General features: G+C 68.0%; 25 protein-coding genes and 4 pseudogenes. 11 read left to right on the forward strand and 18 right to left on the reverse strand.

The window, feature by feature from the left end; genetic code table 11:
* Window positions 1-359: 359 nt before the first annotated feature.
* Window positions 360-872, forward strand: a complete 513-nt coding sequence (locus tag ACIPJI_RS13630) for a hypothetical protein (RefSeq protein WP_402246262.1) — start codon at window positions 360-362, stop codon at window positions 870-872.
* Window positions 873-999: 127 nt separating this feature from the next.
* On the opposite strand, the gene ACIPJI_RS13635 is transcribed toward ACIPJI_RS13630, so the two are convergent.
* Window positions 1,000-1,859 (reverse strand): IS5 family transposase gene (locus tag ACIPJI_RS13635; protein ID WP_402246609.1). Its coding sequence is split into 2 segments (ribosomal slippage): window positions 1,000-1,514 and window positions 1,514-1,859, totalling 861 coding nucleotides; the frame shifts between segments, so codons are not numbered across the junction.
* 183 nt (window positions 1,860-2,042) lie between these two features.
* Window positions 2,043-3,494, reverse strand: a complete 1,452-nt coding sequence (locus ACIPJI_RS13640; RefSeq protein WP_402246264.1) for a membrane-associated oxidoreductase — start codon at window positions 3,492-3,494, stop codon at window positions 2,043-2,045.
* A gap of 70 nt (window positions 3,495-3,564) precedes the next feature.
* Here ACIPJI_RS13640 and ACIPJI_RS13645 point away from each other — a divergent pair.
* Window positions 3,565-4,425: pseudogene (locus ACIPJI_RS13645) on the forward strand (IS630 family transposase); the annotation flags it as partial.
* Window positions 4,426-4,432: 7 nt separating this feature from the next.
* On the opposite strand, the gene ACIPJI_RS13650 reads toward ACIPJI_RS13645, so the two are convergent.
* Window positions 4,433-5,545 (reverse strand): DUF6183 family protein, encoded by a 1,113-nt coding sequence (locus ACIPJI_RS13650; RefSeq protein ID WP_402246265.1) that lies wholly within the window; start codon window positions 5,543-5,545, stop codon window positions 4,433-4,435.
* Window positions 5,546-5,855: 310 nt separating this feature from the next.
* Here ACIPJI_RS13650 and ACIPJI_RS13655 point away from each other — a divergent pair, with 310 nt between their 5' ends.
* Entirely contained in the window at window positions 5,856-6,812 is a 957-nt protein-coding gene (locus ACIPJI_RS13655; protein ID WP_402246267.1) for a GlxA family transcriptional regulator, read from the forward strand.
* Between the two features lie 107 nt (window positions 6,813-6,919).
* Window positions 6,920-7,918 carry a type I glyceraldehyde-3-phosphate dehydrogenase gene (gene gap / locus ACIPJI_RS13660; RefSeq protein WP_356625546.1) on the forward strand — a complete coding sequence of 333 codons (999 nt, stop codon included), beginning with the start codon at window positions 6,920-6,922 and terminating at the stop codon, window positions 7,916-7,918.
* A gap of 398 nt (window positions 7,919-8,316) precedes the next feature.
* Here the strand turns inward: gap and ACIPJI_RS13665 are convergent, their stop codons facing one another.
* The 9 genes and pseudogenes from ACIPJI_RS13665 to ACIPJI_RS13705 form a co-directional block, all read right to left on the reverse strand.
* Window positions 8,317-9,201, reverse strand: coding sequence for a serine protease (locus ACIPJI_RS13665; protein ID WP_356625544.1), 885 nt, complete (start codon window positions 9,199-9,201; stop codon window positions 8,317-8,319).
* A gap of 370 nt (window positions 9,202-9,571) precedes the next feature.
* A complete protein-coding gene (locus ACIPJI_RS13670) occupies window positions 9,572-10,066 on the reverse strand; it encodes a hypothetical protein (protein WP_402246270.1) in 495 nt (164 codons plus the stop codon).
* 122 nt (window positions 10,067-10,188) lie between these two features.
* Window positions 10,189-10,905, reverse strand: a complete 717-nt coding sequence (locus tag ACIPJI_RS13675) for a hypothetical protein (protein ID WP_402246272.1) — start codon at window positions 10,903-10,905, stop codon at window positions 10,189-10,191.
* 441 nt (window positions 10,906-11,346) lie between these two features.
* Window positions 11,347-11,724 (reverse strand): hypothetical protein, encoded by a 378-nt coding sequence (locus ACIPJI_RS13680; RefSeq protein ID WP_356624103.1) that lies wholly within the window; start codon window positions 11,722-11,724, stop codon window positions 11,347-11,349.
* Window positions 11,721-12,521: a TetR/AcrR family transcriptional regulator gene (locus tag ACIPJI_RS13685; RefSeq protein WP_402246273.1), complete on the reverse strand. Its 801-nt coding sequence runs from the start codon at window positions 12,519-12,521 to the stop codon at window positions 11,721-11,723. Before ACIPJI_RS13685 ends, ACIPJI_RS13680 begins: the two co-directional genes overlap by 4 nt.
* Before the next feature lie 225 nt (window positions 12,522-12,746).
* A pseudogene (locus ACIPJI_RS13690) lies at window positions 12,747-12,899 on the reverse strand (helix-turn-helix domain-containing protein); the annotation flags it as partial.
* Between the two features lie 299 nt (window positions 12,900-13,198).
* Window positions 13,199-13,777 carry a dienelactone hydrolase family protein gene (locus ACIPJI_RS13695; RefSeq protein ID WP_402246275.1) on the reverse strand — a complete coding sequence of 193 codons (579 nt, stop codon included), beginning with the start codon at window positions 13,775-13,777 and terminating at the stop codon, window positions 13,199-13,201.
* A 465-nt stretch (window positions 13,778-14,242) separates the two neighbouring features.
* Entirely contained in the window at window positions 14,243-15,388 is a 1,146-nt protein-coding gene (locus ACIPJI_RS13700) for a serine hydrolase domain-containing protein (RefSeq protein WP_402246276.1), read from the reverse strand.
* A 208-nt stretch (window positions 15,389-15,596) separates the two neighbouring features.
* Entirely contained in the window at window positions 15,597-16,493 is an 897-nt protein-coding gene (locus tag ACIPJI_RS13705) for an alpha/beta hydrolase (protein ID WP_402246278.1), read from the reverse strand.
* Between the two features lie 403 nt (window positions 16,494-16,896).
* Between ACIPJI_RS13705 and ACIPJI_RS13710 the strand changes: the two genes are divergently transcribed.
* From ACIPJI_RS13710 to ACIPJI_RS13725, 4 genes and pseudogenes are all read left to right on the forward strand, one after another.
* The gene (locus ACIPJI_RS13710; protein ID WP_402246280.1) at window positions 16,897-17,205 is read left to right on the forward strand and encodes a hypothetical protein; all 309 of its coding nucleotides are present in this window, start codon (window positions 16,897-16,899) and stop codon (window positions 17,203-17,205) included.
* Window positions 17,206-17,360: 155 nt separating this feature from the next.
* Window positions 17,361-17,825 carry a GNAT family N-acetyltransferase gene (locus tag ACIPJI_RS13715; protein WP_356624109.1) on the forward strand — a complete coding sequence of 155 codons (465 nt, stop codon included), beginning with the start codon at window positions 17,361-17,363 and terminating at the stop codon, window positions 17,823-17,825.
* A gap of 91 nt (window positions 17,826-17,916) precedes the next feature.
* A complete protein-coding gene (locus ACIPJI_RS13720) occupies window positions 17,917-18,327 on the forward strand; it encodes a RidA family protein (protein ID WP_356624110.1) in 411 nt (136 codons plus the stop codon).
* Window positions 18,328-18,463: 136 nt separating this feature from the next.
* Window positions 18,464-18,712 (forward strand): annotated as a pseudogene (locus ACIPJI_RS13725) (transposase); the annotation flags it as partial.
* 265 nt (window positions 18,713-18,977) lie between these two features.
* Here the strand turns inward: ACIPJI_RS13725 and ACIPJI_RS13730 are convergent.
* Window positions 18,978-19,394, reverse strand: a complete 417-nt coding sequence (locus ACIPJI_RS13730) for a hypothetical protein (protein WP_402246282.1) — start codon at window positions 19,392-19,394, stop codon at window positions 18,978-18,980.
* Window positions 19,395-19,510: 116 nt separating this feature from the next.
* Here ACIPJI_RS13730 and ACIPJI_RS13735 point away from each other — a divergent pair, with 116 nt between their 5' ends.
* Complete coding sequence (locus tag ACIPJI_RS13735) at window positions 19,511-19,717, forward strand: hypothetical protein (RefSeq protein WP_402246283.1); 207 nt, start codon at window positions 19,511-19,513, stop codon at window positions 19,715-19,717.
* A 10-nt stretch (window positions 19,718-19,727) separates the two neighbouring features.
* Here the strand turns inward: ACIPJI_RS13735 and ACIPJI_RS13740 are convergent, their stop codons facing one another.
* Window positions 19,728-21,263, reverse strand: a complete 1,536-nt coding sequence (locus ACIPJI_RS13740) for a fused MFS/spermidine synthase (RefSeq protein WP_402246285.1) — start codon at window positions 21,261-21,263, stop codon at window positions 19,728-19,730.
* A 184-nt stretch (window positions 21,264-21,447) separates the two neighbouring features.
* Here ACIPJI_RS13740 and ACIPJI_RS13745 point away from each other — a divergent pair, with 184 nt between their 5' ends.
* Window positions 21,448-21,870, forward strand: a complete 423-nt coding sequence (locus ACIPJI_RS13745; RefSeq protein ID WP_402246286.1) for a hypothetical protein — start codon at window positions 21,448-21,450, stop codon at window positions 21,868-21,870.
* Here the strand turns inward: ACIPJI_RS13745 and ACIPJI_RS13750 are convergent.
* A pseudogene (locus tag ACIPJI_RS13750) lies at window positions 21,867-22,621 on the reverse strand (transposase); the annotation flags it as partial. The gene ACIPJI_RS13745 and the pseudogene ACIPJI_RS13750 sit on opposite strands and share 4 nt — an antisense overlap.
* Before the next feature lie 180 nt (window positions 22,622-22,801).
* Between ACIPJI_RS13750 and ACIPJI_RS13755 the strand changes: the two are divergent.
* A complete protein-coding gene (locus ACIPJI_RS13755) occupies window positions 22,802-23,038 on the forward strand; it encodes a hypothetical protein (RefSeq protein ID WP_402246288.1) in 237 nt (78 codons plus the stop codon).
* Here ACIPJI_RS13755 and ACIPJI_RS13760 read toward each other — a convergent pair.
* The 3 genes from ACIPJI_RS13760 to ACIPJI_RS13770 all read right to left on the reverse strand — a co-directional run bounded on the left by ACIPJI_RS13760 (window position 23,031) and on the right by ACIPJI_RS13770 (window position 25,046).
* On the reverse strand, window positions 23,031-23,639 hold the full coding sequence (locus tag ACIPJI_RS13760) for a DUF6461 domain-containing protein (protein WP_402246290.1): 609 nt from the start codon (window positions 23,637-23,639) through the stop codon (window positions 23,031-23,033). The two genes, ACIPJI_RS13755 and ACIPJI_RS13760, sit on opposite strands and share 8 nt — an antisense overlap.
* A 171-nt stretch (window positions 23,640-23,810) precedes the next feature.
* Window positions 23,811-24,668: a phosphotransferase enzyme family protein gene (locus ACIPJI_RS13765; protein WP_402246292.1), complete on the reverse strand. Its 858-nt coding sequence runs from the start codon at window positions 24,666-24,668 to the stop codon at window positions 23,811-23,813.
* 210 nt (window positions 24,669-24,878) lie between these two features.
* Window positions 24,879-25,046 (reverse strand): hypothetical protein, encoded by a 168-nt coding sequence (locus ACIPJI_RS13770; protein ID WP_402246294.1) that lies wholly within the window; start codon window positions 25,044-25,046, stop codon window positions 24,879-24,881.
* Between the last annotated feature and the right edge of the window lie 143 nt (window positions 25,047-25,189).

Raw genomic sequence — 25,189 nt, forward strand, 5'->3', positions numbered from 1 at the left:
ATCATCACGAACTACAGCTGGAGTACTAACTCGACCAGGGGCCCGGTGAGCCATCGCTGCCCGGTCTCCTCGCTCGGTTCCGCCCCGGTCCGCGACCTTGCCAGCAGCTGTCACATAGAGGGGGCTCATCAGGCACCGGTGAGCGATCCGAAGAGTTACGGAACAGCGTGCAGGCACGCAGTCGTGGGCGGGTTCTGCGTCACCCGATGCCGCGACGCCGGGGTGCCCTGCGGCCAGTTGCGCTGGTCAGTACTCTGTCTCGCTCACGTAGCCCCCGCATCCGATGAGTTACCGGCAGAACCTCTTACCGTTCTGAGGCCATCGCTCCGCGATCCGTCCTCGCTGTCATCATGGTGGGCGTGAGTTCCATCGACGCGATACCCGACACCAACCAGGTACCTGAACGTTGGAGTGCGCGCGAGGCGCCCTTCGGCGACTTCATCGTGTTCTCCGACGGCTCCCTGTCAGTGATGAGTCTCATGCGGTTCTCCCCGCCCGACCGACGAGATGACCCCCGGGCCGAGAACTGGCAGTGGTGGGAGCTCCTACGAGCCACCGCGTGGACCCCCAGAGACTGGATGAGCATCGACGCTACGCACGCCTCGTGCACCTACCTCGGCAGCCGTGCCCTGAGCGGCGAGGGAGTGGATCACGGGAGTATCGGCTGGGTCGCCCTGGCCCAGGACGACGACGAAGGGGCCTTGGAGTGGCTGGCGGTCTCCTGCTCCTCCAACCCGTTCACCAGGGTCACCTTGGACGCGACCTCGGTGACCGCCACCAGCACCGCGGGCCGCATCTGGACGTTCCCCCGAGACGCCCCGCAACAGGTGAAGATCACCGAGGATCCCACCTACTCCTGGCCGCGCCGTTGACGCACGGACCGCCGCCGACGGCGCCCGCCTCATGGACGCTGACGTGAACGAGCAAATGAGTCAGTTGCGCAAGCCGCTCGCGTCGTTGTCCATGCCTACTGGCGGAGCCGCTGACTAGGGTCCGTCTTCAAATCGATCTTGCCCAGAGCAGGATTGATGCCAGTGTGACCGCTGCTTCGTAGGAGGTGGCGGTCTTCTCGTATCGGGTGGCGATACCGCGGAAGCCCTTGAGTTGGTTGAAGCAGCGTTCGACGGTGTTGCGGCGGCGGTAGATCTCGCGGTCGAAGCCTGTCGGCCTACCACCTCGGCGGCCTCGGTTTCGGCGGTGGTGCTTCTGGTCGTCCTTTTCCGGGATTGTGTGTCCGATACCGCGTTTACGCAGGTAGGCGCGGAAGCCGCGCGAGCTGTAGGCCTTGTCGGCGATCACGTGATCCGGTCGGCAGCGGGGCCGGCCAAGGCCGGTGCGGGGTACTCGAATGCGTTCGAGGAGCGGGCGTGCGCAGATGCCGTCGTGTCGTTGGCCCGGGGTCAGCAGGATGGCCAGGGGCCGACCGCGGCCGTCGCAGGCGAGATGGATTTTGCTGGTCAGGCCTCCTCGGGATCGGCCGAGGGCGTGATCGTCCGGTTCGTCCGTCCGGTGCTTCCCCCTTTTCGGCCGGTGGCGGCTGCGTGCTGGTGGGCGCGGACGATGGTGGAGTCGATCTGGACCAGCCAGTCGATGTCACCGGCGGCGTCCGCCTGGGCCTGGATCTGCTGCAAGGCCCGGGTGAACACACCGTCGATGGCGTAGCGGCGGAAGCGGGTGTAGACCGTTTTCCACGGGCCGTAACGTTCCGGCAGGTCACGCCAGGAAGCCCCGGTCCGGATCTTGTAGACCATCCCGTTGATGACCCGGCGGTCCTCCGCCCGAGGCCGACCTCTGCCGGCACTCGGTATCCAAGGAGCCAGCAACTCCCACTCAGCGTCGGTCAGTTCATGACGGCGAATCACGGCACCATGATCCACCATCGAACGATCATTTGAAGACGGACCCTAGTGCCGCATCAGGCAAGGTTCGCCCCGTTGCGACGTGTCGCTCGGTTGCTGCGCCGGGCGGCACCGAATTGTTGCCCGGACTTCCGCAGGACACGCCGAGTGCCTCCTGACGGAGAGCATGAATGCAAGCAGGCGCTATTGGCGGCTGAGGGTGCGTGTGATCCCGGCGGCGACGGTCGTGGCGAGGACCCAACCGACGGCGATCAGTAGGTAGGACAACCACTGGTAAACGCCGGTGGGTGTGAAGGCACGCTGCTGGCCGAAGTCGATGATCGGCAGCAGGAGGTCCAGGGTGTAGATGGGGGCATTGAACTCTGGGCCTTTGCCGTGCTCGGCCGGGAGTGGGTGGTGCATTCCGTACACGACGGAGCCCAGAAGGAGCAGAGCCAGGAGCCAGCCACCGGCACGGGTGGGACGGAAGCCATAGCCCACGGTCGCGTCCTGGAGATAACCCCATAGCCTGGCGTACCAGGGCAGAGTGGCCCGGCGTCGACGCTGCTTAGCGAGTTGGACGGCGCGGGAGTCTGTGTCATCACCGACGCGGCGGTAGGAGGCCGCGAGCTGCTCGTAGCTGTGAGGGACGAAGCCGTCCGCATCACGCTGCAGCAAGGCGAGTCGGTCCGCGGCGGGAAGGCGCGGGGTGAGCGCCTCGTACGTCAGTCCCTCCAGGCGGACCGTGGCCGGCCAGACCTGTGGCGCAGCCTCGATGACCTTGAAGCTGGCGTAGTGCATGTTGACGTCGCCGGAGACTGGTTGAGCATCTCGCAGCGTCAGTTGGGTGGCTTCGCAGCTGCTGATGCCCAGTGCGACGCCGCCCGGGTTGCTGAGCTGGGCTTCGATGAAGGAGATCCAGCCTGCGACCTTGGCACCGGTGAGCCTGACCCGGCCCTCGGTTGTGAGGCCACCCGCGTTGAGGACGGTTCCGACGGTGAGTCGCGCGGCGTCGAGAGCATCACCATTCGCGTTCTTGACCTGCGCATCCTCTAGATCGACAGCCCCTTCGACGTGCGCCGTGCTGAGGCGGATCCCACCCAGTGCCACGAGGCCGGGTGCCCATACATCGGCGCCGACAGAGGCGTGATCGAGCTGGAGCGCCCATCCGCCACCAGTTCCGATGTGCGCGTGGTCCAGGAAGATCCCGCTGGAGATTTCGGCGTTGCTCAGCTGGACACTTCCTGCTATCCGACAGTTCGTGAGCCGGAGTGCGCCGTCGACGCGAAGGGACGTAGCCGCCAGAGCGGGAAGGTAGGACCCAGTGAGGTCGAGTTGGCGGGTCTGCGTCCCGTCGAGTTCCAAGGAGTGCTGAAAGTGGCAAGAGGTTAGACGGATTGGGTGGCGTATCTCTGCGTGCTGGAGGTCGAGGACGCCGGTGATGCTCGCTCCGGTGATGCGCAGAGCGGGCGCTTCGCCGGGTTCGGATGAACCTCCCAGGAGGAGGGCCCGGATGACCTCAGCCCGAACAGTCCGTTCCGCGCCCTGAATAGTCGCGGGGTCCTCACTCTCGTCTCGGCGGACGTCGGTCGCCGCACCACGAGGGAACGCCTGCCAGATGCGACGCTCGAGAGGCGTCAGGCCTGTGATGTCCATCCGCAGGACCTTATCCGTTGATGCCCTGCGATCCGGGAGGAGATGGCTCTCTGGTCTCGCAAGCGGCCTGGCTCTCTACCCGAAATACAAGATCGCCAAGTCCAAGCCAGCCGAGCACGGACTGCCGTTTTCGACCTGGAGCCTGGCCAAGCTGGCCGACTTCCTGGTCGCCGAGGGGGTGGTCGACGACATCAGCCACGAGGGCCTTCGGGTTCTGCTCCGCAAGGAGGGCGTGTCCTTTCAACGCATAAAGACCTGGAAGACCTCTCGTGACCCTGACCACGCGGCCAAGAAGGCCCGCGTCGAGCACCTCTACGCGATCGCCGATGGCGAGGTCATACCCGAGGACGGCGAACCCGAAGTCGTCTTATGCCTGGACGAGTTCGGCCCGCTCAACCTCCAGCCCCACTCCGGGCAGCAGTGGGCCGAGCGTGGTGGACGGCACAAGGACCCCGACCGGGAACCCCGGCCGCGCCGACGGGCGACCTACACCCGGCCGCACGGGGTCAGGCACCTGTTCGCCGCCTACAACCTCGGCAAGGACAAGCTCTACGGCCACATCAAGCCGAAGAAGAATCGGGCGAGATTTCTGGAGTTCTGTCGCTACCTGCGCAGCCTCTACCCGCCCGAGATCCGCATCGCAATCGTGCTCGACAACTTCTCCCCGCACCTGACCACGAAGAGGGATACCCGCGTCGGCGACTGGGCTGCAGCGAACAACTCCGAGTTCGCCTACACGCCGACCAACAGCTCTTGGCTGAACCGGATCGAGGCCCAGTTCACCGCCCTGCGCTACTTCGCACTGGACGGCACTGATCACGCCAGCCATAGGGAGCAGGGAAGCATGATCCGCCGCTACATCATCTGGCGGAACAAGCACGCCGCAGACGAACGCCTCCGCGCGGTCGTGAACAGGGCGAACGTTGCCTGATACGGCACTAGTCCGTGTCCGTCGCTGCCAGCACCGTGATCCGGCGGCGGTCCGGGGAGAGCGCTGCGATCCCGTAGTCGTAGATTTCGTTGTGGAACCAGTCCGAGTCGCACTCGAAGTGGAACCAAGTGCTCTCCACCGCACAGCGCTCCACCTCCTCCCAGCTCGCACCGACCGAGGCGCCGCCGAGTCCCGCCAGGGACCACCACGTCGCCCGTCGGCCGAAGGCGCCGTGGGCTCCGGGGCCGTACACGCCGCCCATCGACGCGGTGCTGAAAAGCATCTGCCATATGTCCGTCAGCGGGCGGCGCGCGATCTCGAAGCGGGCTGATGGGCCGAGCCCATCCACGCAGGCCATAGGCAGAGTGGGCACCAGGGCGGGTACCAGAATCGGATCCACCGGCGCGTCAAGGGCGAAGGCCCAGGCCCCGAAGTCTCCGAAGTTGCCCCCGTTCGGCGCCGCGACGACGGCTTCATGCACCTCCGCGGTCGCGACGTCCCGCAGCGGCGAGCGTTCGGTGGTACGCGGCGTCGGCGGATCCAGGCGGTCCTCGTCGGTGTGTCCGGTCACCGGTCCCCCCACGCCGCCTTGGGCGGACCGGCCGAGGGAGCGGGAGGCCGTCTCGAACGGGCGAAGTTCCGTCGGGAGCCACGACAGCGTATGCCAGCCGGGCCGAACCACAGGCCAGCTGCGAAGCGGCCGAAAGTCCTCCGTGGCCACGCCACGCAGAAGCAGTTCGTGGAACAGGCACGAACGCAGCTCGTCGAGCTCGTCCCGTCCCGTACGGTCGTACAGCAGCTCGGACAGGTCGGCGGGCTGCTGTGTCTCGGCGAGGAGCGACGCGATGACGCGCGGCTCCGTGCCGGAGCGCCGGAACGGGCCGTCCTCGTCCATGAGACGGATCAGCTGCACCAGGCTGTCCCGGCCAGGTGTAAGGGCGAGCATCCGCACCGCACGGGTGAGGCCATGGTCGAGCTCTCGCACCTGCTCGACGGCGGCATTCAGCTCTTTGGAGAGCCGCGAGCCCAGCTCCCGGACGTGAGCCATGTCGCCCTGCCGCGCACGTGCTTCGGCCTGCTCCCATACGAGCTTTTGGCGCTCGGGCGCTTCATCGTTCACAGTTGGTCACCCTATGGCCTTGACCGGGGTCAGGTGGGACCGGGCGAAGCCCTGGCACATGTGGGCGAGAAGTAGGAACAAGCTGCTGCTACTGACGGTGTGGCGGTGTTGTATGCCTGGCGGGCGGACCGGAGTGGGCGGCCGTCTCGCGAGCCGCGCCGCTTACGGTTGGCGATCTGATCAGCGGGTGCCGGGATCACCGCCGTGGTGCCGCGCCGGCGCACCCGTCTGTCCCAGGTCCTGGGGCAAGTGGGGCGACGACGCGGCCGTCCTCGGCAAGTCGAAGTCACGCCCCACGTAACCTCTTCCTGTGCCTGCACCCCGCCTGCATCGCGTCGCCGTCCTCGTGCTCGAGGGCGCGAAGCCGCTCGATGTCGGCATTCCCGCGCAGGTTTTCACGACCCGCGCGAGCATGCCGTACGAGGTGCGGGTGTGCGGGGCGGCACCCGGTCTCGTGACCGGTGGCGACGGCCTCGCGTACTACGTCGCCCACGGCCTCGACGCGCTTGAGTGGGCCGACATCGTCTTCGTCCCCGGCTACCGGTTCCCGGACCGCGACGACCCGCCGCAGGCCGTCGTCGAGGCACTGATCGCCGCCCACGACCGGGGTGCGCGGCTCGCCGCCATCTCGACGGGCGCCTTCGCGCTCGCCGCCACGGGCCTGCTCGACGGCAGACGCGCCACGACGCACTGGCACTACACGCGGGCACTCGCGGCCCGGCATCCGCTCATCCACGTCGACGAGAACGTGCTGTTCGTCGACGAGGGCAGCGTGCTCACCTCGGCCGGCGCCGCCTCCGGTATCGACCTGTGCCTGCACATCCTGCGCGGCGACCTCGGAGTGGCCGCGTCCAACCACGCGGCCCGGCGTCTGGTCGCGGCCCCCTACCGCAGCGGCGGCCAGGCCCAGTACGTGCCGCGCAGCGTCCCCGAGCCGCTCGGTGAGCGGTTCGCCGCCACCCGCGAGTGGGCGCTGCACCGGCTCGGCGAGCCCCTCACCCTCGACGTACTGGCGCGGCAGGCGGGGGTCTCGCCGCGCACGTTCTCCCGGCGCTTCGTCGAGGAGACCGGCTACACGCCGATGCAGTGGGTGATGCGCGCCCGCATCGACCTGGCCCGCGAACTGCTCGAGCGCTCGCAGCGCAGCGTCGAACAGATCGCCGCCGACGTCGGGCTCGGCACCGGCGCGAACCTGCGCCTGCACTTCCAGCGCATCCTCGGCACCACACCGAGCGAGTACCGGCGCACCTTCACCCGGGGCGAGTGACCCGCCCGGCGCCGCGTGGCGGGATCCTTTTGAACCGTGGCGATCCCGCCACTGTCAGCGGCGCCTGCCGCGGGCGAGCCTGGTGTGGAAGGGAAGGGACATCACCTATGACTCGCATCGCCATCAACGGATTCGGCCGCATCGGACGCAATGTGCTGCGCGCTCTTCTGGAGCGCGACAGCGCCCTGGAGATCGTCGCCGTCAACGACCTGACGGAGCCCGCCACTCTCGCCCGGCTGCTCGCCTACGACAGCACGGCCGGCCGGCTCGGGCGCCCGGTGGCCGTCGACGGGGACACCCTCGTCGTCGACGGCCGTCGGATCACGGTGCTGGCCGAGCGCGAACCGGCGCAGCTGCCGTGGGCCGAACTCGGCGTCGACATCGTCCTGGAAGCCACCGGCCGCTTCACCTCGGCCAAGGCCGCCCGGGCCCATCTCGACGCGGGTGCGAAGAAGGTACTCGTCAGCGCGCCGTCGGACGGCGCCGACGTCACGCTCGCGTTCGGGGTCAACACCGACGTCTACGACCCGGCCGTGCACACGATCGTCTCGAACGCCTCCTGCACCACCAACGCGCTCGCGCCGCTGGCCGCGGTCCTCGACGAACTCGCCGGTATCGAGCACGGGTTCATGACGACGGTGCACGCCTACACGCAGGAGCAGAACCTCCAGGACGGTCCGCACCGCGACGCCCGTCGCGCCCGAGCCGCCGGAGTCAACATCGTGCCGACCACGACCGGCGCCGCCAAGGCGATCGGCCTCGTGCTGCCGAACCTGGAGGGCAAGCTGTCGGGCGACTCGATCCGCGTACCGGTGCCGGTGGGCTCGATCGTCGAACTCAACACGACCGTCGCCCGCGACGTGACGCGCGACGACGTGCTGGCGGCGTACCGCGCCGCAGCACAGGGGCCGCTCGCCGGCGTCCTCGAGTACTCGGACGACCCGCTGGTCTCCTCCGACATTGTGGGCAATCCCGCTTCGTCGATCTTCGACTCGGCCCTCACCCGCGTCGACGGCCGCCACGTCAAGGTGGTCGCCTGGTACGACAACGAGTGGGGCTTCTCGAACCGCGTGATCGACACGCTGGAGTTCCTCGCCACCCGCTGACCGGACGCCGGGGCCCCGCCTCCGGCGACTGCGCCGACTTCACTTCCTTGGGGCGCTCCGGTTGACCGGTCGGGCCGATCTACAGGACTGGAATTCTCAACTCCTCACCCTCGACGGTCGGATTGCCGGGTACGCGACTCGAATCGCAAGTGGATCTATGGCGGCTACTGAAGTCCGAGGCTTCCGACCGTATCCGGCGGGTCGGAGCCTTGCGCCGCGATCTCGATCGTCTCGCTTCTCGGCTGGAGGCAGAACGACAACGCTGACGGCAACGCAGGCGGACGCCGGAGCCCCCCACGAGGGTCTCGTGGGGGGCTCCGGTCTCTTTGCGCCTCACCCGCACCTGCGGCGACGGCAGCGCGTTTCAGGCCGCCGATGTGCCTGGCACGCTGTTGCGGTCAGCGGCCAAGCTTCTCTTTGATCCGCTTGCCCGCGGGGGACTCGGCGAGCGTCTTCCACAGCTTGGCCGAGCTGGTGGAGGTGTAGACGCCGGGGGCGCCCTGCTCGCCGCAGCCCTCGCCGTACGACACGATGCCGATCTGGTAGGTGCGGCCGGACACCTTGCGGAACAGCGGGCCGCCGCTGTCGCCCTGGCAGGAGTCCTTGCCCTCCACGCCCGCGCAGATGTTGACGGCTTTGTTGTAGCCGGGATACGTCGCCGTGCACTCGGGGTGCGAGAGGAGCGGCACGTTCACACCGCGCAGGCGGTCGGGGAAGCTGGGCAGCTCGGTGTCCGTGTTGCCCCAGCCGATGACCTTGGCCTGGGCGCCGGGGCGCAGGAGGGCGTCGGTGCCGGGCGTCGGCAGCTTGACGGAGGCGATGCCGGTGACCGGCTTGGCCAGCTCGAGGAGGGCCAGGTCGTATGCCTCGTCTCCCTTGAGATAGCGGGGGTGCGAGACGATGTTGGTCACGTTACGGAGTTGACCCTGCCGCTTGTCGGACAGCACGGTGCGGCCGACGGTGACCTCGATCTCCTTCGCCTTGGTGCCTGTCACGCAGTGGGCGGCCGTCATGACGACGTCGGGGCTGATCAGGCTGGCGCCGCAGAACTGGCGCTTCGTCGGGCTTTCCACGCCCTTGGACAGCAGGGCCGCCATCCAGGGGTAGGCGGAGTCGGGCTGTTCCACGCCGCCGATGATCCTGATGCTGGGCTTGGACCGTTCGTCGGACGGCGCCGCTTGGGCCGTGGCCGCGGCCGTGGCGACGAGTGCCAGCGCCGCACTCGAGGCCAGTCCGACGGAGGCTATCCGGCGGGCGTGGCGACGGGGCAGGAAATCTCTCATGGGGGGTTGGTCTCCATCTAGACGTCGGTTGCCAAAGGGCCGGGCTGATACGGTCGTTGGCCCTTCGGCACGTGCTGTGGTCTCAGACTGTGGAAATGCCGCCGAGGTTCACTCGGCGGCGGAATTTCCTGGCCGACGTGACGCACTCGTGCTCGCCGTGCGGTGGGCCCGCCGCAGAGTCGGCCTGCACGACGCTGCGGCCCGGCTCTTAACCCACCCGGACCATGACTTCGGCGAGCGGGAGATGGACCTGCCCGGATGGATGCTGGGCCCACCTGAAGGTGGCATTGCCCCGGCTCTCACCGGCGGCCTCCTGTCGGCGCCGTATTCGTGGTCGAAAGACCGTGTCCTGGCTGGCAGGCTTCCGACGCTACGAGCTGAAGACGGAACACTCCCTCGCCTTCGTCGGCATAGCCGCAGTCCTCCTCTGCCACCGCCGACCATGAGCAGACCTGCACCTACAGGTCGACACGCCAGGGCCGAGCATCTTCCCTCCCACCGGCACGTGGGCGAGCACCTCCCGCATCCGCTCGATGTCTTCGTCCGGCGCGGCGAGTTCCGCCTCGATCTCAGCGTCATCCAGTCCCAGATCGTCCAGCGAAGCGGGGTCCAGCGACACAGTGAGCAGCCCGTCCGACAGAGCTACCTCACGGACACAGCCACAGGCCGTCCCCCGGTCTTGCGTCACCAGGCAATGGCTGTCGAGACCGAGGGACACGTTCTGGCGGGACGGTTCGCCGATGTTGCTCGTGAACAACAGGAAGAAGCCCTCGCCCTCTTCGTCCTCGGAGACACCGGCCCGCACTACGTCGTTGTCCGGGTCGGCCTCTGCCGCCACCACACGAGTGGTGAACCTGTATGCCATGACGGGGTTCCAGCAGGACGCCGACGCCTGCCGTGACGCAGGGCGACCACCGAGAAGCAACGTCTCAGACCGAGGCAGGGCGCGGGCGGCCTGCCACCTGGGCTCGGCCTGACGCAGCTGTGTCAGTTGGTCGGGGCTTGGTAGAGGCCGCGGCCGGCGCGGTGGGCGCGGGAGGTGGCGACGAGGCGGTCGAGGGTGCTGCGTACGGTGTTGATGTTGCCCGTGGTGTCGTCACGGCCGAGTGCTTGAGCGACGTCGCGGGCACGCAGCGGGGTGTCGGGGCGGTCGGCCAGCACGGCGATGACCTGTTCGGTGAGCCCGCCGGCGTCCTGGGTCGCGGCTTCGACCGGCGCCGTCTCCTGGGCCGTCTTGGCCGGGGTTGCCTTGCCGCCGGTGGCCTTCTTCGTCCGGCGGCGCTTGGGTGCCGGCTCGTCGGCCGCCTTGGGAGCGGCCTTCCTGCGCGGAGCCGCCGCAGCCTTGTTCGGCGAGCGGCGCGGGCTCTTTGCCTTCTTCTGTGCAGGCACGGCGGTGTCGTTCGGCGGCAGAGCCTCGTCGACCGGTGCCGGTGCCGGTGCCGGTGCCGGTTCGGGTGTCGGGTCGTCGGCCGGTTCGGTGGCTTCCTGCACGGCTGTGTCGGTGGGCGCCGGGACTTCGGTTCGCGGCTGGGGGAGCGTGGTGCCGGCCAAGGCGTTGAGCGCGGTCAGGGCACCGCGCACGGACTCCAGCCGCTCGGTCACCTGCTCCAGTTCCTTCTGCAGCGCCTGTTGGTGCTCTTCCAGTTGGGGAAGTTCGGCCTGGAGCATGGCGGTTGTGGTGGCGATGCTGTGGTCACTGGTCATGATTCGCTCCCTGCGGGGTGGGCTGTCACTGACAGACGTTGTGGTTGTTGTGATGCAGGGTACGTCCGATGCGGTGATTCATGGCACCGGGCTGTTGGGCGGCCACACTCATGCGCAGCCTCGAGGACTGCCCCACGTGTTGCTGCGTGCCCCGCGGGCGCTGCCACAACCTCAGCTGTGCGTGCGGCAGATCGGGGCGGCGGCCGGTGCCCTGGAAGGCAGCGTGTTCTGCGTCGCACTGATGCGGGCGGCCACCTCACCACGCCACCCACTGGAGGGGGCATCCATGACAGCGCCCGGGTGGTCGATCCAGCTGCTTGCAGGGAACACCACGAAGTCGTGGTCGAAGTAGCCGTCCCCAGGGTTTCGTCACGCCCGCCGGCAGAGGGCCGGTGCACGACAATCGGCGCGCGTCCCATGCTGCCCGCCCGCCCCGGGGGTTCACGTTGCGCCGGCCGCCGCCAGAACCGCCACCGGCAACAGCAGCATCCATTGCGGCAAGCGCAGCCAGGGCTTCGACCAACTCGCCGCCAGTGACACCACCAGGAACACGCCTGAGTAGGCTACGAAGTGGGCGGCCAAGAGCCAGGCGATGGTGTCACCGCCGGGACGGTCGTCCAGGGCCAGCCAGATCAGGGCAGCGGCAGCCAGCATCAGGTCTATCGTGACCATGTGCCAGACCGCGTGCAGGACACTGCGGGGTTCATCGGGGAGGTTGCCGGCCAGCAGGGGTCGGACGACATCCCGACCACCCGCGATGGCGTGGATGGCAGCGACCGCGCCGGCGGTTGTCCCAGCGGCGAGGAACCAGGTGTTCATCGGGTCTCGATTCCGCGGCCCACGATGGCCGCCAGTTGCGTGGCCAGCCGGAGGCTGGGCCGGGCCCCCACCAGGCCGACGTGGAAGAAGACCGCCCCAGCCAGTGTGTCCAGAACCAGATCGACCGACACGTCTTGGTCGGCCTCTCCGCGCCGGACGGCACGCTCGAACACCGCCACCAAGCGGGCCTTGGCCGGGGCCAGGAACTGGGAGCGGATGCGGGCCTGCAAGGCCGGGTCGGCGGCAAAGTCGGCCAGTAGACCCGGCAGGGCGGCAGCGGCGGCGGGAGCAGAGAACTCCTGGATCAGGGCCTCCAGCAGCGCCGTCAGATCACCGGCCAGCGTGCCGGTGTCCGGTGCCGGAACCGCCTCGGCCTCGGTGAAGACCGCTTCGTACACCAGCTCAGCCTTGCCCGACCAACGCCGGTAAACAGTGTCCTTGCCGACGCCGGCCCGAGCCGCCACCGCCCCGATCGAGGTGTCGGCGTACCCGACTTCGGTCACCAACTCGGTCGTAGCGGTCAGGATCGCCTGATGAGCACGAGTGTCTCTGGGACGCCCACGCGGGGCGCTGGGCAGCGTCATGGAATAACCATACGGGACGACCCGTTGGGATATTGACGGGCTTTCGGCTTCGGCCACGCCGGTGCTCGTCCGGGCCGCGCACCGGTCGGCGCCGACGACGCAGACCTCCCCGCAGCCGCAGCCGCAGCCCGTCGCGCAGCGGACGGTGTCCTCGGCGAACCCGAGCCGGTGCCCTACGATCGCCCGGGAATGGTCGTCGATGAAAGCGAACACGTACGTCCTCCGGCCGCCGACCTTCGGACCGTGCAGGGCGTCACCGGTCCCCACTCGTTGCCGCGGGTGGCCTCGAACCGGCCGAAGACGCTGTTGGCGCCGCTGGGGCCGGTCAGGCCCGCGTTGACGAAGTTCCGGTGCAGCGTGCCCTCGGTCGGTGACCAGCCCTGCGTCGTGCGCAGGGATCCGCTGGAACTGCGCGCCGTGCGGGCCGGGTTCTCCCGCTCAGCGCGGCCGCCGGCTCCAGCACCTCCGGCGGCGTCCTGGGGATGGCCTTGCGTGGCTCGGGGCCAGTGCGACGCACCCGCCGCTGCGATGATCACAGGTCCACCGGTCGACCGTGCCCCGGGATACCTTCACCTGCCGACCGAACGGATCCGTGTGGGCGCATGCAGCGGAACAGGAGGGTCAGCAGCAGGGCGTTGATGTGCTGGCCGCGCCCGCTTTCCAGGGGCCACCGTGCCGCTGCTGGATCACGGACCCGTCCCCGGCGAGGCACTCGGGGCAGTAGCGCGTGAAGGTCGACAGGACCCATGGGCCGATGCGGGCCCAGGTGAAGCGGTGCTGTGTCTGGATGCGCAGGGGTTCGGTGACTGGTGGGAAGCGTTCGCCGGCCTTGGAAGCGGAGGTTGGAGCAGGCTGCCTTTGGCCTTGGTAGTCCTCACCGGAATGCCGGGCTATTCGATGCGGTCGAGGAAGTCCAGCACTCGATCGGTAACCTGCGTTGCGGCGTGTTCGTCGTGCGACGGCAGGCTGCTGTCAGTGAACAGGTGCCTGTCGCCGGGGTAGAGGAACAGTTCGGCATCCGCCACCGTCGCGACCAGCGACCGGGCTGCGTCCACATCGCCCTCCCCGGCGAAGAACGGATCCGCGTCCATGCCATGGACCTGGACCGGGACACCGTGGGGCCAGGCGCCGCCGAACTCCGCGACCGGGACGCATGCCTCCAGCAGTAGCGCACCCTTTGCGCCGGCGCGGGTCTGGGCAAGCTTCTGCGCCGGCAGGACGCCGAGCGAGAACCCGAGGTAGACGAGTTCCGCAGGCAGGTCCTCGGCGGCGGCGGTTCCGCGCGCGATGACCGTGCCGAACCCGACGTCCTCGGCGTAATCCATGCCCTCCCCGAGGCTGTCGAATACCTGCCCCTCGAACAGGTCCGGGACGTGGACGGTGTGTCCGGCCCGTCGCAGCTGCTCGGCGAACTGCCGGACGCCGACGGTCAGTCCGTGCCCGTGGTGGAAAACCAGTACCTCAGCCATTTCGCGCCCCTCGTGCTGCGGTGCCAGGGCGGCACCGCAGCACGAGTATGGCCCGCGCCACTGACATCTGCGGGTCGTAGTCGGACGGGGTCCTGGGTCGGAGAGTTGTCGTTGGTCCGGTGTGACTGATGCGAGTCGTCCTTGACCGAAGTTCCCGCCGATGGTGCTGAGTGATGTCGAGCCAGAGATGCTGCAGCCGTGGGTGCGTCGCCGTTCGAGTGCTCATGCGTTGGCTACGCGGTCGCGGATCGTGCTGGAGTGCGCGCAGGGGCATGCGATCGCGGAGCCCGGCGGTTGCGGATCACTGCCGATACGGTTGGCACGTGGCGTCGGCGTCTCCTCGAGTGTCGGCTGGACGGTCCGAACGACGAACCTCGTCCGCGGACGTCGAGCGGATGATCGTCAACACACTCGAGGAGACGCCGAAGGACGGCCGCCCTTGGCGGCGAGCGTGCGGCACTCCGGCTACGGGACGAACGCCGGGACCTGCGAGGCCTTCTTGGGCCGGGGGTTTCCGTTGCCGCACATCGCTTGCTGGTGCAGGGTCTCCAGCGCGTCGTCGATGGGGTGGTGCTGCGGCTGCCCCGAGGAGTCCGGCTTGTTCCACCTCATGAGGTTGATCGCAACGGACATCTGGCGCTTGCCGTCGGCCCGGGTCATGGACACCGTTCCGGCTCCCCAGGCCGAGCCGTCGTGGCCCCAGAAGGTGCCGCAGTCCGGGATGCTGACCCTGTGCAGACCGAGGCCGTAGTCGATCGTCGTCCCGTCCAGGGCGATGACCGGGACGGTGCGCTGCATCTGCGCCAGCGACGACCGGTTGACGATCCTGCCGTCGAGCAGCTTGCCGTAGAAGCGGTTGAGGTCCTCCATGGTCGATACAAGTGCGGCGCTCGGCCCCACCCAGGACATGTTGTAGACGCTGTAGTCGCGTGGCGGGTCGATCAGGCCGTACATCGCCTCGTACATCCGCGAGTGCGGTCCTTTGATACGCGGCCCGGACGGGAACTCGGTGTGCCGGAGCCCAGCGCGCTCGATGACGTGCCGGGTGATGTACTCCTCGGCGGTGGTGCCGGTGACCTGCTCCAGGAGTTGGGCGAGGAGCAGGTAATTGGTGTTGGAGTACACCCCTGTCGGGCCGCCGGGCTCGCCGGCGGGAGGCGCCGTGAGCCCCATCTCGATCAGCTCGGCCGGGCGGAACTGCCTGAACCGGTTGTCGTCCAGGCTCTTTGGCGAGATGTCCGGCAGGGAGGGGAACTCCTTGAGGGACGGGAACGCGTAGCGGAGGTAGTCGGGGATGCCGCTGGTGTGGTTGAGCAGCATCCGGACCGTGATCTTCCTGCCGCGCTCTCCCGGTACCAGCCGCGGCAGATAGTGGCCGATGGGCGCGTCGAGCTGGATCCGGCCCTGCTCGACCTGCTGCATGACCGCGGCGGCGGTGAAGGTCTTGGTGATGCTGCCGACGCGCTGACGCATGTCGGGCCTGACGGGACGGCCGGTCCTGACATCGGCGACCCCGGACGCGCCGCGCCATGTCCGGCCGGCGTCGCGCACCTCGGCGTACACCGCCGGCATCCCCGCACGGTGGACACCGTCCATGGCGGACTTCAGCATAGTGGGATCGAAGCCGGTCGGCGGGCTCGTCCTGCCCGCCGACTCGGCCCTTGTCCCGTCGGGCGCGGGACCTGCCGCCACCGTGCCCGCACACACACTCAGCGCGGCCACGCTTGCACACAACACCAGTCGGATCTTCAAGGCATCCGTCCTTTCGTGATCAATGAGTTCAACGGGGACGCTCCCCGCGCCGGCGGACGTCCAGGGCTCACTCGGCCAGTGCGCGGCGCAGAGCGGCGCCGAGTTCGGCGTTCTGCCGCTGCGAGACCTCGGCGGACAGAATGGCCTGCGACCCGTGGAAGGTGCCGGGCCACTGGTGCAGCTCGACCGACACGCCCGCCTCCAGCAGACGCAACGCGTACGCGATGTCCTCGTCGCGGTTCGGACAGAGTTCCGCGGTGGCGATGTAGGCCGGTGGCAAGCCGGACAGGTCGGCGGCCCGCGCGGGGGCGGCGTACGGTGTGGCGGGCCGGGAGCCCAGGTAGTGCCGCCAGGCTGCGGTGGCCTTGTCGCGATCGAACCAGGGCGTGTCGGTGAAGTTCCGCGCCGACCACGTCTCCTGCCGGTCGTCGAGTCCCGGCTGGTTGAGCAGTTGGAAGCGGATCGCGGGCCCCTGTTCGTCACGCGCCCGCAACGCCACCGCGGCCGCGAGCCCGGCACCGGCACTGTGGCCTCCGACCGCGATCCGCGCCGGGTCGATGCCGAGTTCGGCCGCGTGCTCGGCCGTCCAGGTCAGTACCGCATAGGCATCGTCCAAGGGGGCCGGGAACGGATGCTCGGGGGCGAGGCGGTAGGCCACCGAGATCACCACCGCGCCGGAGCTCTCGGCGATCCGGGTGGCCCACGGATGCTCGGTGTCCAGGTTCCCCATGACGAATCCGCCGCCGTGCAGCCAGACGACGGCACCCTGCGCCTGGTGCGGTCGGTAGATCCGTACCGACACGTCCGGGTCGGCGGGCACCGTACGGTCCTCGACCGCCATGCTCGTGGTGTCCGGTGCCGGCACCGCGGCGGCCAACTCGGCGAAGTTCTTGCGCGCGGTGACCGGGTCAGTCAGGTCGGTCCGGGGGAACAACGGGATGAATGCTTCGAGTTCGGGATCCATGACGGCCATCCTCACGGCCGTCCCCCCGAGGGGTCACCCGCCATCCGTCGCGCATCCCATCCCGATCATGCACCGATCGGCGCGCCCCTGTCCTTCTGTCCTTCTGCCGTGGAGGCACTGGCCTCACGGCTGCGGGGGCTGGCTCCGCACGTCGACGGCACGATGCGCATCGTCGCGTTCCACGACCCACTGATGCGCGGACGGGTAGATCTCCCGGCACTCGGCCGGGCCTCGGCGGGCCTGGCCGAGTGCGTCGCCGGGATACGACTCCACGGCACGGGACGGGCGGCCCGCGTCTCGCCCCACGGCACGGAAGCGTCCACCCCGCCGTCACCGGCGTCCACCACGGCGCCGATCGCCCTCGACGAGGAGAAGCTCGGCACGGTGTGGCTGGAACGTCCCGGTGACCGTCGAACGGTACCGCCCGGCCCGCACCACCAGGGCCGCCCCCGCCCTCGTCGAACTGGCGATCAGCTCCGCCAGCGATGAGGCAGCCAGAACACGGGCGTTACGGCTCCTAGGGTTCGCCGCCGACCTGCCGGTCCACGTCGTCGCCGTACGCTCGCCGCTCCCGCTCGACCGGATCGGCGGCCTGGTCTGCCCGGCCCGTCCGGTGAAAGCGGCACCGCTCGCCGACGTGGGCGTCATCCTGGCCACCACCAGGGACCCGGCCTGGTTTCCGGCAACTGTCATGCGTCAAGAAGTAAGTTGATCACGTTGTGAGTGTTGCTGCCTCATTGCCTGTCGGCTCGCGTAGGAGACGGCGCTGGTCCTCTTCTCCGGGTGGTGGTGTGGCTCGCCGGGCATGGACCGTGATCCAGTCGGATCGACGGTTTCAGGTAGCGATCGAGAAGGGTGGTCCGTGCCGTGCCAACCAACGATGCCTGGCGGATCCGACGCGCCGAACCTGACGAGGCGGGCGAGCTCGAAGGGCTCCAGGAACGATCGTCGACTCACTGGGGCTACCCACCGGGCTACTTCGACTGGGCGGGTGACGCTCGGGCGATTCCGGATACCTATGTCCGGAACAACCCGGTCTTCGTCCTGGAGGAGGATGGCAAGAGCCTTGGCTTCTACGGTTTCACCGAGGAGGACGGTGACCTGCTCCTGGACAAGCTCTTTGTCGACGCCGATGAGATCGGCAAGGGTTACGGCAAGCTTCTCTGGCAGCATGCGGTCCAGACTGCGCGCGAGCTTGGAAGATCGGAGTTCATCGTGGGTTCGGATCCGAACGCCGCTCCGTTCTACGCAGCCATGGGGGCCGTGCAGTATGCGACGAAGCCGACCGCCGAGCCATCCTGGACCCTGCACATGTTCCGTTACACCCTCTAAGCTTGTTCTTTAACCTTCTGGATGCTGCGAGTGTTGCTCGGTGGAACAAATTGTGATGCGCACCGGCAGTATGCCGGTCAAACTCGCAAGCATGACTGCGAAGATCACTCGTATCAACCCGGAGCAGCTGCATGAGACGCCTGGCTATCACCACATCACCGTGGTGGAGACCGGTCGTACGGCCTACCTGGCGGGGCAGTGCCCTCTCGATCGGAGTGGTTCCCTCGTCGGTTCCGGATCGCTTGAGGTGCAAGTCGACCAGGTTGTCGCGAACGCACTCACGGCCTTGGCTGCGGTTGATGCCGAGCCGCAACACGTGGTGCGCTCGGTGATCTATGTGCGGAGCGACGACAGAGACATTCTGGGCGTCGCTTGGCGTCGGCTCACCGACTCAGCTCTCGGGCCGGCGTTCACAACCGCCAGCACGCTGTTGGGCGTTGCGCAACTCGGCTTCGAGGGGCAGCTCATTGAGGTGGACCTCACCGTGGCGCTGCCCGACTGAATCTCTTCGTCTCCAGGTTTCGAACGGCGTCTCGAACGAGGTAGCTCGCCTGGGGATTCGCCGGACGATGGGAGCGGCCTTCGTCTGATCATGTGCTCCGACCAAGGAGCACGTGGCCACGACGAAGGCCGTGAGGGTGAGTCTGCTGCCTGATGCCGTCCGGAGGGAAGCGTTCGCGGAAGCGTCACGCTTCCGCGGCGAGTTCTACAAGTGTCTGACCGCCCGGCGCGATGAGCTGTTCGAACTGTCGGATGCCATGCTGTGCATGGACGGGGCGGTGAAGGCTGCGGTGGACCTGACGCTGCTGCCCGAGCACCGCCGCGGGCACGGAGCGATGTACGGCGGGCTCAATCACGGTCGGATCGACGCTGCCGTGGCACGACGGGGCCGCCGTCATGGACGTGGCCTTCACGCGACCGGACGCCCCCAGCGGAACGCGTTCATTCTGCGGTACTGCCAGATCAGTCGTGGAGTGGAGGACGTGGTCGCGGACATGAAGGGCGACCTCAGTCCGAACGACCAAGCCGCGCTCGCGGCCATTCTGCAGCAGATTTCCAACCAGCTGCTGATGGACGTACAGCGCGCTGACCCCGCCCCCTGCTTCTCTCCAAGCCGCAGGGGGCGGGCTGCATCCACGCTCGGGACAACCTCTAGAAGTCGCAGCCAGTCTCAGCGTCGGTCCTGCCGTAAGCGACGTCGGTGTTCCCCTTGATCTTCAGCTCTACCTTCGGAGCGATCGGGTGGTAACACTTGCCGACCGGAACAGTGGGCCCGTAGCAGCCGCGGGTCATGCCAGCGGAGAGGTTGGACGGCGCGCACCACACGTCGCCACCGCGCTGAGATTCGAAGACGACTCGCCCCATCTCCATGTAGTACCCGTCCGTCAGATGCGTGTTCTGCACGACGAGGACCGCCTGCGCGCCGCCACTGTTGTTCACGACGGTGCAGGCTTTGAACTTTATCTTGTAGGAGGGGTAGATAAAGGTGCTCGTGTGGTCCACGTAGGCACCGCAGTACCAGTTGGAATTCGTTGACACGGTCTTCCAGCCGACCGTGTCGCTCGCCACGGCCGACTGGGCGCTCCACAACACCAACCCAGCCGCCAGGGCTGCGATCTTGGTCCACCGACTACGCACGTGGTTCCCCCCTCAGGTCATCGACCCCTCATGGGCCGCATCGACCGATGATCATACTGATGCTCTGGTCGCGCTTCTCAAGGGCTGTTCCGCAATGTCGCGATGGCGCGGAGACCGCTGGTCCACCGACGACGGATGGCAGCCGCCCGTCGACGCGGCAGCAGGACGGCTGGTGGGACTACACCGACACCGTCCCCGTCATCGCCACTCACCTCGAGCACCTGCGCGCCAAGGGCCCGCACGGGCCGATCTGACCTTGTCCTGTCACTGCCTGCTTCGTGGGCTGTAGGGCTGGAGGAGTTGGTCGACGGGTGCGTAGTCGTCGGTGAGCAGTTGGGCATCGCCGATCCAGGAGGTGAGGTCGTCGCCGGTGGCGATCTTCCAGCCGGTATGCCGGGCGTCCAGCGCTTCCTGGGTCTCGCGTAGGTCGACTGGTCGGTCGGAGGCGAGCACCACCAGGTTGCCCCCCTCGGGGGTGGCGGTCGGGTCGAGGCCGATATCGGCGGGTTCGCCGACGACGGCGACGTGCTCGAAGATCTCGCTGAGGGTGCCTACTTCGGCACGTGCGAAGGCCATACCACCGTGATCGATGAGGTTGGCAACGTACAGGCCGTCCTCGTTGAGCACCCGCCGGACGTCAGTCATCGCTTCCACCGTAGTGAGGTGCCACGGCACGCTGACGCCCCCGAAGGCGTCGCCGACGACGAGGTCACGACTGCCGGCGTTCAGTCGCCGCAGGCCGAGCCTGCCGTCCTCGGCGCGTACGTCGATACCGGCTCCTGATCTCAGACCGAGTTGGTCGCGGTTGATGCGCACGACCCCGCTGTCGATCTCGGACACAAGGCTGCTCGTCCCGGGCCGCGTGGCCGCGAGGTAACGGGGAAAGGTGAGTCCGCCGCCGCCCAGGTGGTGGGCAACAAGTGGCTCACCTTCGGGAAAGGCGGCCTCGACCACCGACGCGATGGCGCGGACATACTCGAACTCCAGGAAGGTCGGGTCGTCGACGTCGACGTAGGAATGCCGCAAGCCGTCCAGAACGAGTGTGCGGCCGCTGCCCCGGTCGGGGTCTGCGACGACCCGTGCGCAGTGGTATTTGGTCTCCGTGTCGCAGCCACCGGGCGCGACCATGGTGGCGAGGCCGCCGGCAACGACCATGAGTGCGAGGACAGGGGTGCCGCTCCACCCGCGCGTTCGCCACTCAACCAGCGCGGCGCCGACCACCAGCAGTGTTCCGAGGCCGATCAGGATGCCGCTGACCGGCAACCGCGATACGAGGACGAAGCCGGTGAGGACGGTGCCGACGATGGCGCCGACGGTGCCGACGCCGGACAGTCGGCCGACAACCGTTCCGGTCTCGGCGAGGCTGGTGAGACGCAACTTGGTCACGAGCGGCGTCACTGCGGAGAGCAGCGCGCCCGGCACGAGGATGGTCAGCGACGCGATCAACAAGAGCATCGGTGCTGCCCACTCCGCAGTGGTGCGCAGCACGGCAGGGGTGAGCGCCACGACCGCTCCCGACACCCCGAGCGAGGGGCCTAAGAGCCGGCGTGGGTTGACCTGGTCGGCGATGCGCCCACCCAGCCAGGAGCCGACGGCGATCGCGGAGAGGGCGATGCCGATCACCATGGTGCTGGTCTCGAGGGTGAGGCCGAGGTAGGGAGCCAACAGCCGCAAAGCGACGATCTCGACCACCAGGACTGCGGCCGAGGACCCGAATACAAGCAGGGCAGCGGCACGGGGGCCCAGGCCGTGGTTGCCAGGCGTGCCCTCTGCGACAGGCGAGGAAGACGATCTGGTCACGGGCGACATCCTTGCATGTGACTCATCTACAGACAGGAGTTGAGAGAAGCCGCCGGTCGCTTCCAGCCCCCAACTTTGCGGATCCTGGACGACCGACTGCGAGTCGCAGTTCGCCGGGGGAGTGCCCCTATCTCTTTGGTCAAGGTGGATGGGTGCTGGTTCGGGCGTCCGGAACGATGTGCCTGTGCATGCTGATGATCAGGTTGGCGAGGGTGTCTCTGCGGAGCTCGCGGTGTTTCTCCGGAACGCCGGCGACAGCCGTCCGGTGAAGATCGTTCCTTCCGTCTGTGGCGGGTGTGGCGGGCGCGTGTTCTTCGTGCTCGTCGACGATGTCGAGGGCGGAGCCGAGCGGGTGTGCGCTGGTTGCGGCGGCCGTGCGTTCATCGCGGATAGCGAGGAGTTCTGGGAGGACGCGGGTCCTGGTGAGGCCTGCTGCCCGTGCGGGAGCGAGGAGTTCGAGACCGCGGTCGCGTTCTCCCTCGCCGGTGACGGGTCGGTCCGCTGGGTGACCGTTGGGCTGCGGTGCCAGAAGGACGGTGCCGCGGGGGTCTATGCCGACTGGAAGATCGACTACGGCCCCACGGATCACCTCCTGACCATGGTCTAGGTCTGCGGAACGACGGCCCGAACTGGCCGCGGTTCGTAGAAGGTTCCGTCGCGGAGCTTCGCGAAGAGGACGTCGGCCCGGCGTCTGGCGAGGTAGAGCAGAGCCTGGGTGTGGTGCTTCCCTTGGGCGATCTTCTTGTCGTGGTAGGTCCGGGATGCCGGGTCGCCCAGGGCCGCGAACGCGGAGAGGAAGAAACCCTCTTGAGCTTGTTGTTTCCTTGCCGGAAGGGCTGTTCGCCGCGGATCGAGGACCCTGAACTGCGGGTCGCGGGCGCGAGTCCGGCGTAGGCGGCGAGGTGGCCGGCGGTCGGGAAGGTGCTGCCGTCGCCGACCTCGATCAGGATGCGGGCTCCGGTCCTGACGCCGACTCCCGGCATTGACCTCAGGAACTTTGAAGAGGGTGAGCCTCCAGGAGTTCCTCGATCCGCCCGGCCAGGAGTTTGCGCCGGTCAAGGACAGCGGCCAGGGATCGGCCAGGCTCGGGACGATCAGCGCGGCCGCCTCGGTCCCCGGAACGGTCACGGTCTGCTCGTCCAGAGCCGGAAAGATTTCCTCGACCAGCCGCTCGGCCATCCGCGGCGCCTTCGGCCGTAACAGCGTGACCAGCCGTCGGCGGCCGGCCATACGGATCTGGGCCGGTGACCCGAGAACCGCTCCAGCAAGTTCAGGACGGCCGGATCCGGATGGTTGAGCGAGCGGACGCGGTCCGGGCAGTTGGGGCCCATCTGGCGGGCGAGGAGCGGCGGCGCCTGGCGGCAGGGGCTGACCCGCGGCGTGTGTTGCGGCTTGTTGTGGGCGACGTCGAGGAGCACGAACTTCTCTGAATCGTCCATGTGCGGTCGCGGACACCGGGCGATGCCGTCGTGGGGGGCGGGCCGTATCTGGTCGACCGTGTCGACTGCGGGCTCCACGAAGTCGGGGCGGTCTTATGGGTGACCGGGGCCTGGGAGGCGGATTACCGCGAGCGGATCCGGGGAGCGACCCGGCGCAGTGCAGTGGACGCACTCCATGAAGAGCTGCGCGACATGGCGGCTAACGTGCATGCGCTGCAGGGCGGCATCCCGTCGCCGGCCCTCCGCGCCCTGGTCGCAAGCGCACTCGTCGAACCGATTGAGCATCACGTGGTCACCATGGCCGTCGGGACTGGCGGCCACGACCGGGTCACCTGATCTTCGCGCTGCCGCAGGTGAAGGTCGTTTCTTGAAGGAGTTCTGGCGTGATGCGGATGTCGGTCAGATGCTCGGCCAGGGCGAACGCTGCTGGTGCGGATACGTTCTCCGCGGTGTCGGAGGTCTCCTCCCAGAACTGGAAGCCGATGTCGTTCATGGCCTTCAGGAGTTCGTCGGGGGTCGTTCCCCATCGGCTATCCGGGAATCCGGGCTCGAAGGCCAGGCGGTTCGTCGTGTCCTCGGCCCAGAGAAACGAGTCGACGCCGTTGATGTTGACGAAGTGCGAGATCCAGCTGGTGCCGGCGGATGCCGGAAGGGCTTTCTCTTCGGTGACGCCGAGATAGCCATTGGGTTCGATCAGCAGCGTCCAGTCCCCGATCGTCGTCATAGCGATCAGTTGTCGGGCGTCGTCGGAGTCCAGGAGGTCAAAGGCCGCCGCAACTATCTGCTCCGCCCCGGTCCGCGGAGACTCGTCACGTCCCTGGAGACGGCGGAGAACCTCTGAAGGCGGCAGCCTGTGTACCAGGGTGAAGCAGTATGCCTCTGCGAGCTCGGGGCAGCGCTCCTCGAACCACACGTAATCGGCAGCAGTCGAAGTCATGCCCGCGATCCTCTCTGATGCCACTGACACCGGTGGCTAGTGGTTGGCTCCTGAAGTCCTTCGGGGGTTGACTCCGGGGCCGGTGTCATGCGTGGCGGCCGGTCAGATGTTGGGGGGGCGGCGAGGTATGGGTTTAACCAACGTGAGCGCACCCTCTGAAACGTGGGCGGATCATCCAAACGCGTCGATGGGCGGTTCCGGTGTCCAGGCGTCCTGAATGGCGCGGTGCAGGTCGAGAAGCAGATCCCGGCCGTCCATCTCTCGCTCGCTGATCGGGCGCCGCGCCCGGTAGGCGGTGAGGAAGCGCCGCTCCACGGTTGGCGCGGCCTCCGGCGGTTGCCGGGCGGTCAGGAACAGTTGCCAACTGACAACGTCGTGGAGCAGCGGGCCCCAGCTGGGGCTGCCCCAGTCGATCAGCGCGAGTGCAGTGGAGCCGGGGTCCTGCAGGATCTCCGGTGCCGGGTCGCCGTAGAGCACGCCCTCGCTCAGCGGCGCACTGGTGCGGAAGTCGGCTATGGCGGTCAGTGCTTTTCTCAGGGCAGCGCCGCGCCGTCTGCCGAGTCGTTTGGCCTCACCCTTGTAGTAGTCGAGCATGTGTCCGGCCGGCTGCGGCACGTCCGGAAAGGTCATCAAGGCGTGATGGACGCGCCCGAGGAGATCACCGGCCTGCTCCGGGGCTGTGTCGGTGGTCAGGTCCAGCGGCGCGCCGGGGATGAAGGTATGCAGGGCAAGCGTCCAGGGAGAGTCCTGGGGCCGGTCAACGGGGCGGCACAGCTTTCCGTCGACGGTGGGGACCGGCGCTCCGGTAGGAATGCCGGCGCGGTCGAGCACGGCGGCGATCCGCAGCCCGGGTTCGACGAATGCAGGGCCGTCGAAGGTCAGCTTCGCGACGTACGGGCCATAGTTGCTCTCCACCCTCCATACCCGTGAGCGATCTCCGAGATCGGTCAATTCGGCGGCGAGTCGCGGGGCGGAAAGGTTCCACGGGGCGAGCAGCGACAGGAGGCGTTGGTCCCAATCGGGGCTCATGGGTGTTGATCCTCTCGAACGGCCATCAGGGAACTGGGGGTTTAGCCAAGGTAGAGGCCGCAGGCACAGTCCAGGGCTTCTTTTTCGGGGGTGCGGGCTTGCCGGTGGGAAGGATGCTGTCCCCGTACTTGTCGCTGCTGGCGAGGTAGAACGCAAAGCCCCGGAGCGAAGCGGAGCCGTCGTAGTGCAGGGGGGTGATGGGGATCCACATCAAGGCATGAGCTTGACGCGTTCGCCGTCGGCCAGTTCGCCGTCCACGTAGGCGAACTGGCCGCGGTGGCGGATGGCCACGCCGGTGAGCTGGGGCCAGGCGGTACGGATGCGTGCGGTCAGCTTCTGGGCGCGGGAGGACTTGGCCGACTCCGGCACGGTGGGCATGGGGTCACCCTGCCTGGTCGTCACGCTGGGGGCTGCGGCATGCTCCAGTCGACAAGATCCACTTCTGCTGATCGGCCTTCCTGCCTTGCCCGTTGCCGCCGCCCGCCCGATATCCCTGGCCGCCTCGCAGAGGCACCGGCTAA

Source organism: Streptomyces sp. NPDC086835, from assembly GCF_044745705.1.
Taxonomy (GTDB): domain Bacteria; phylum Actinomycetota; class Actinomycetes; order Streptomycetales; family Streptomycetaceae; genus Streptomyces.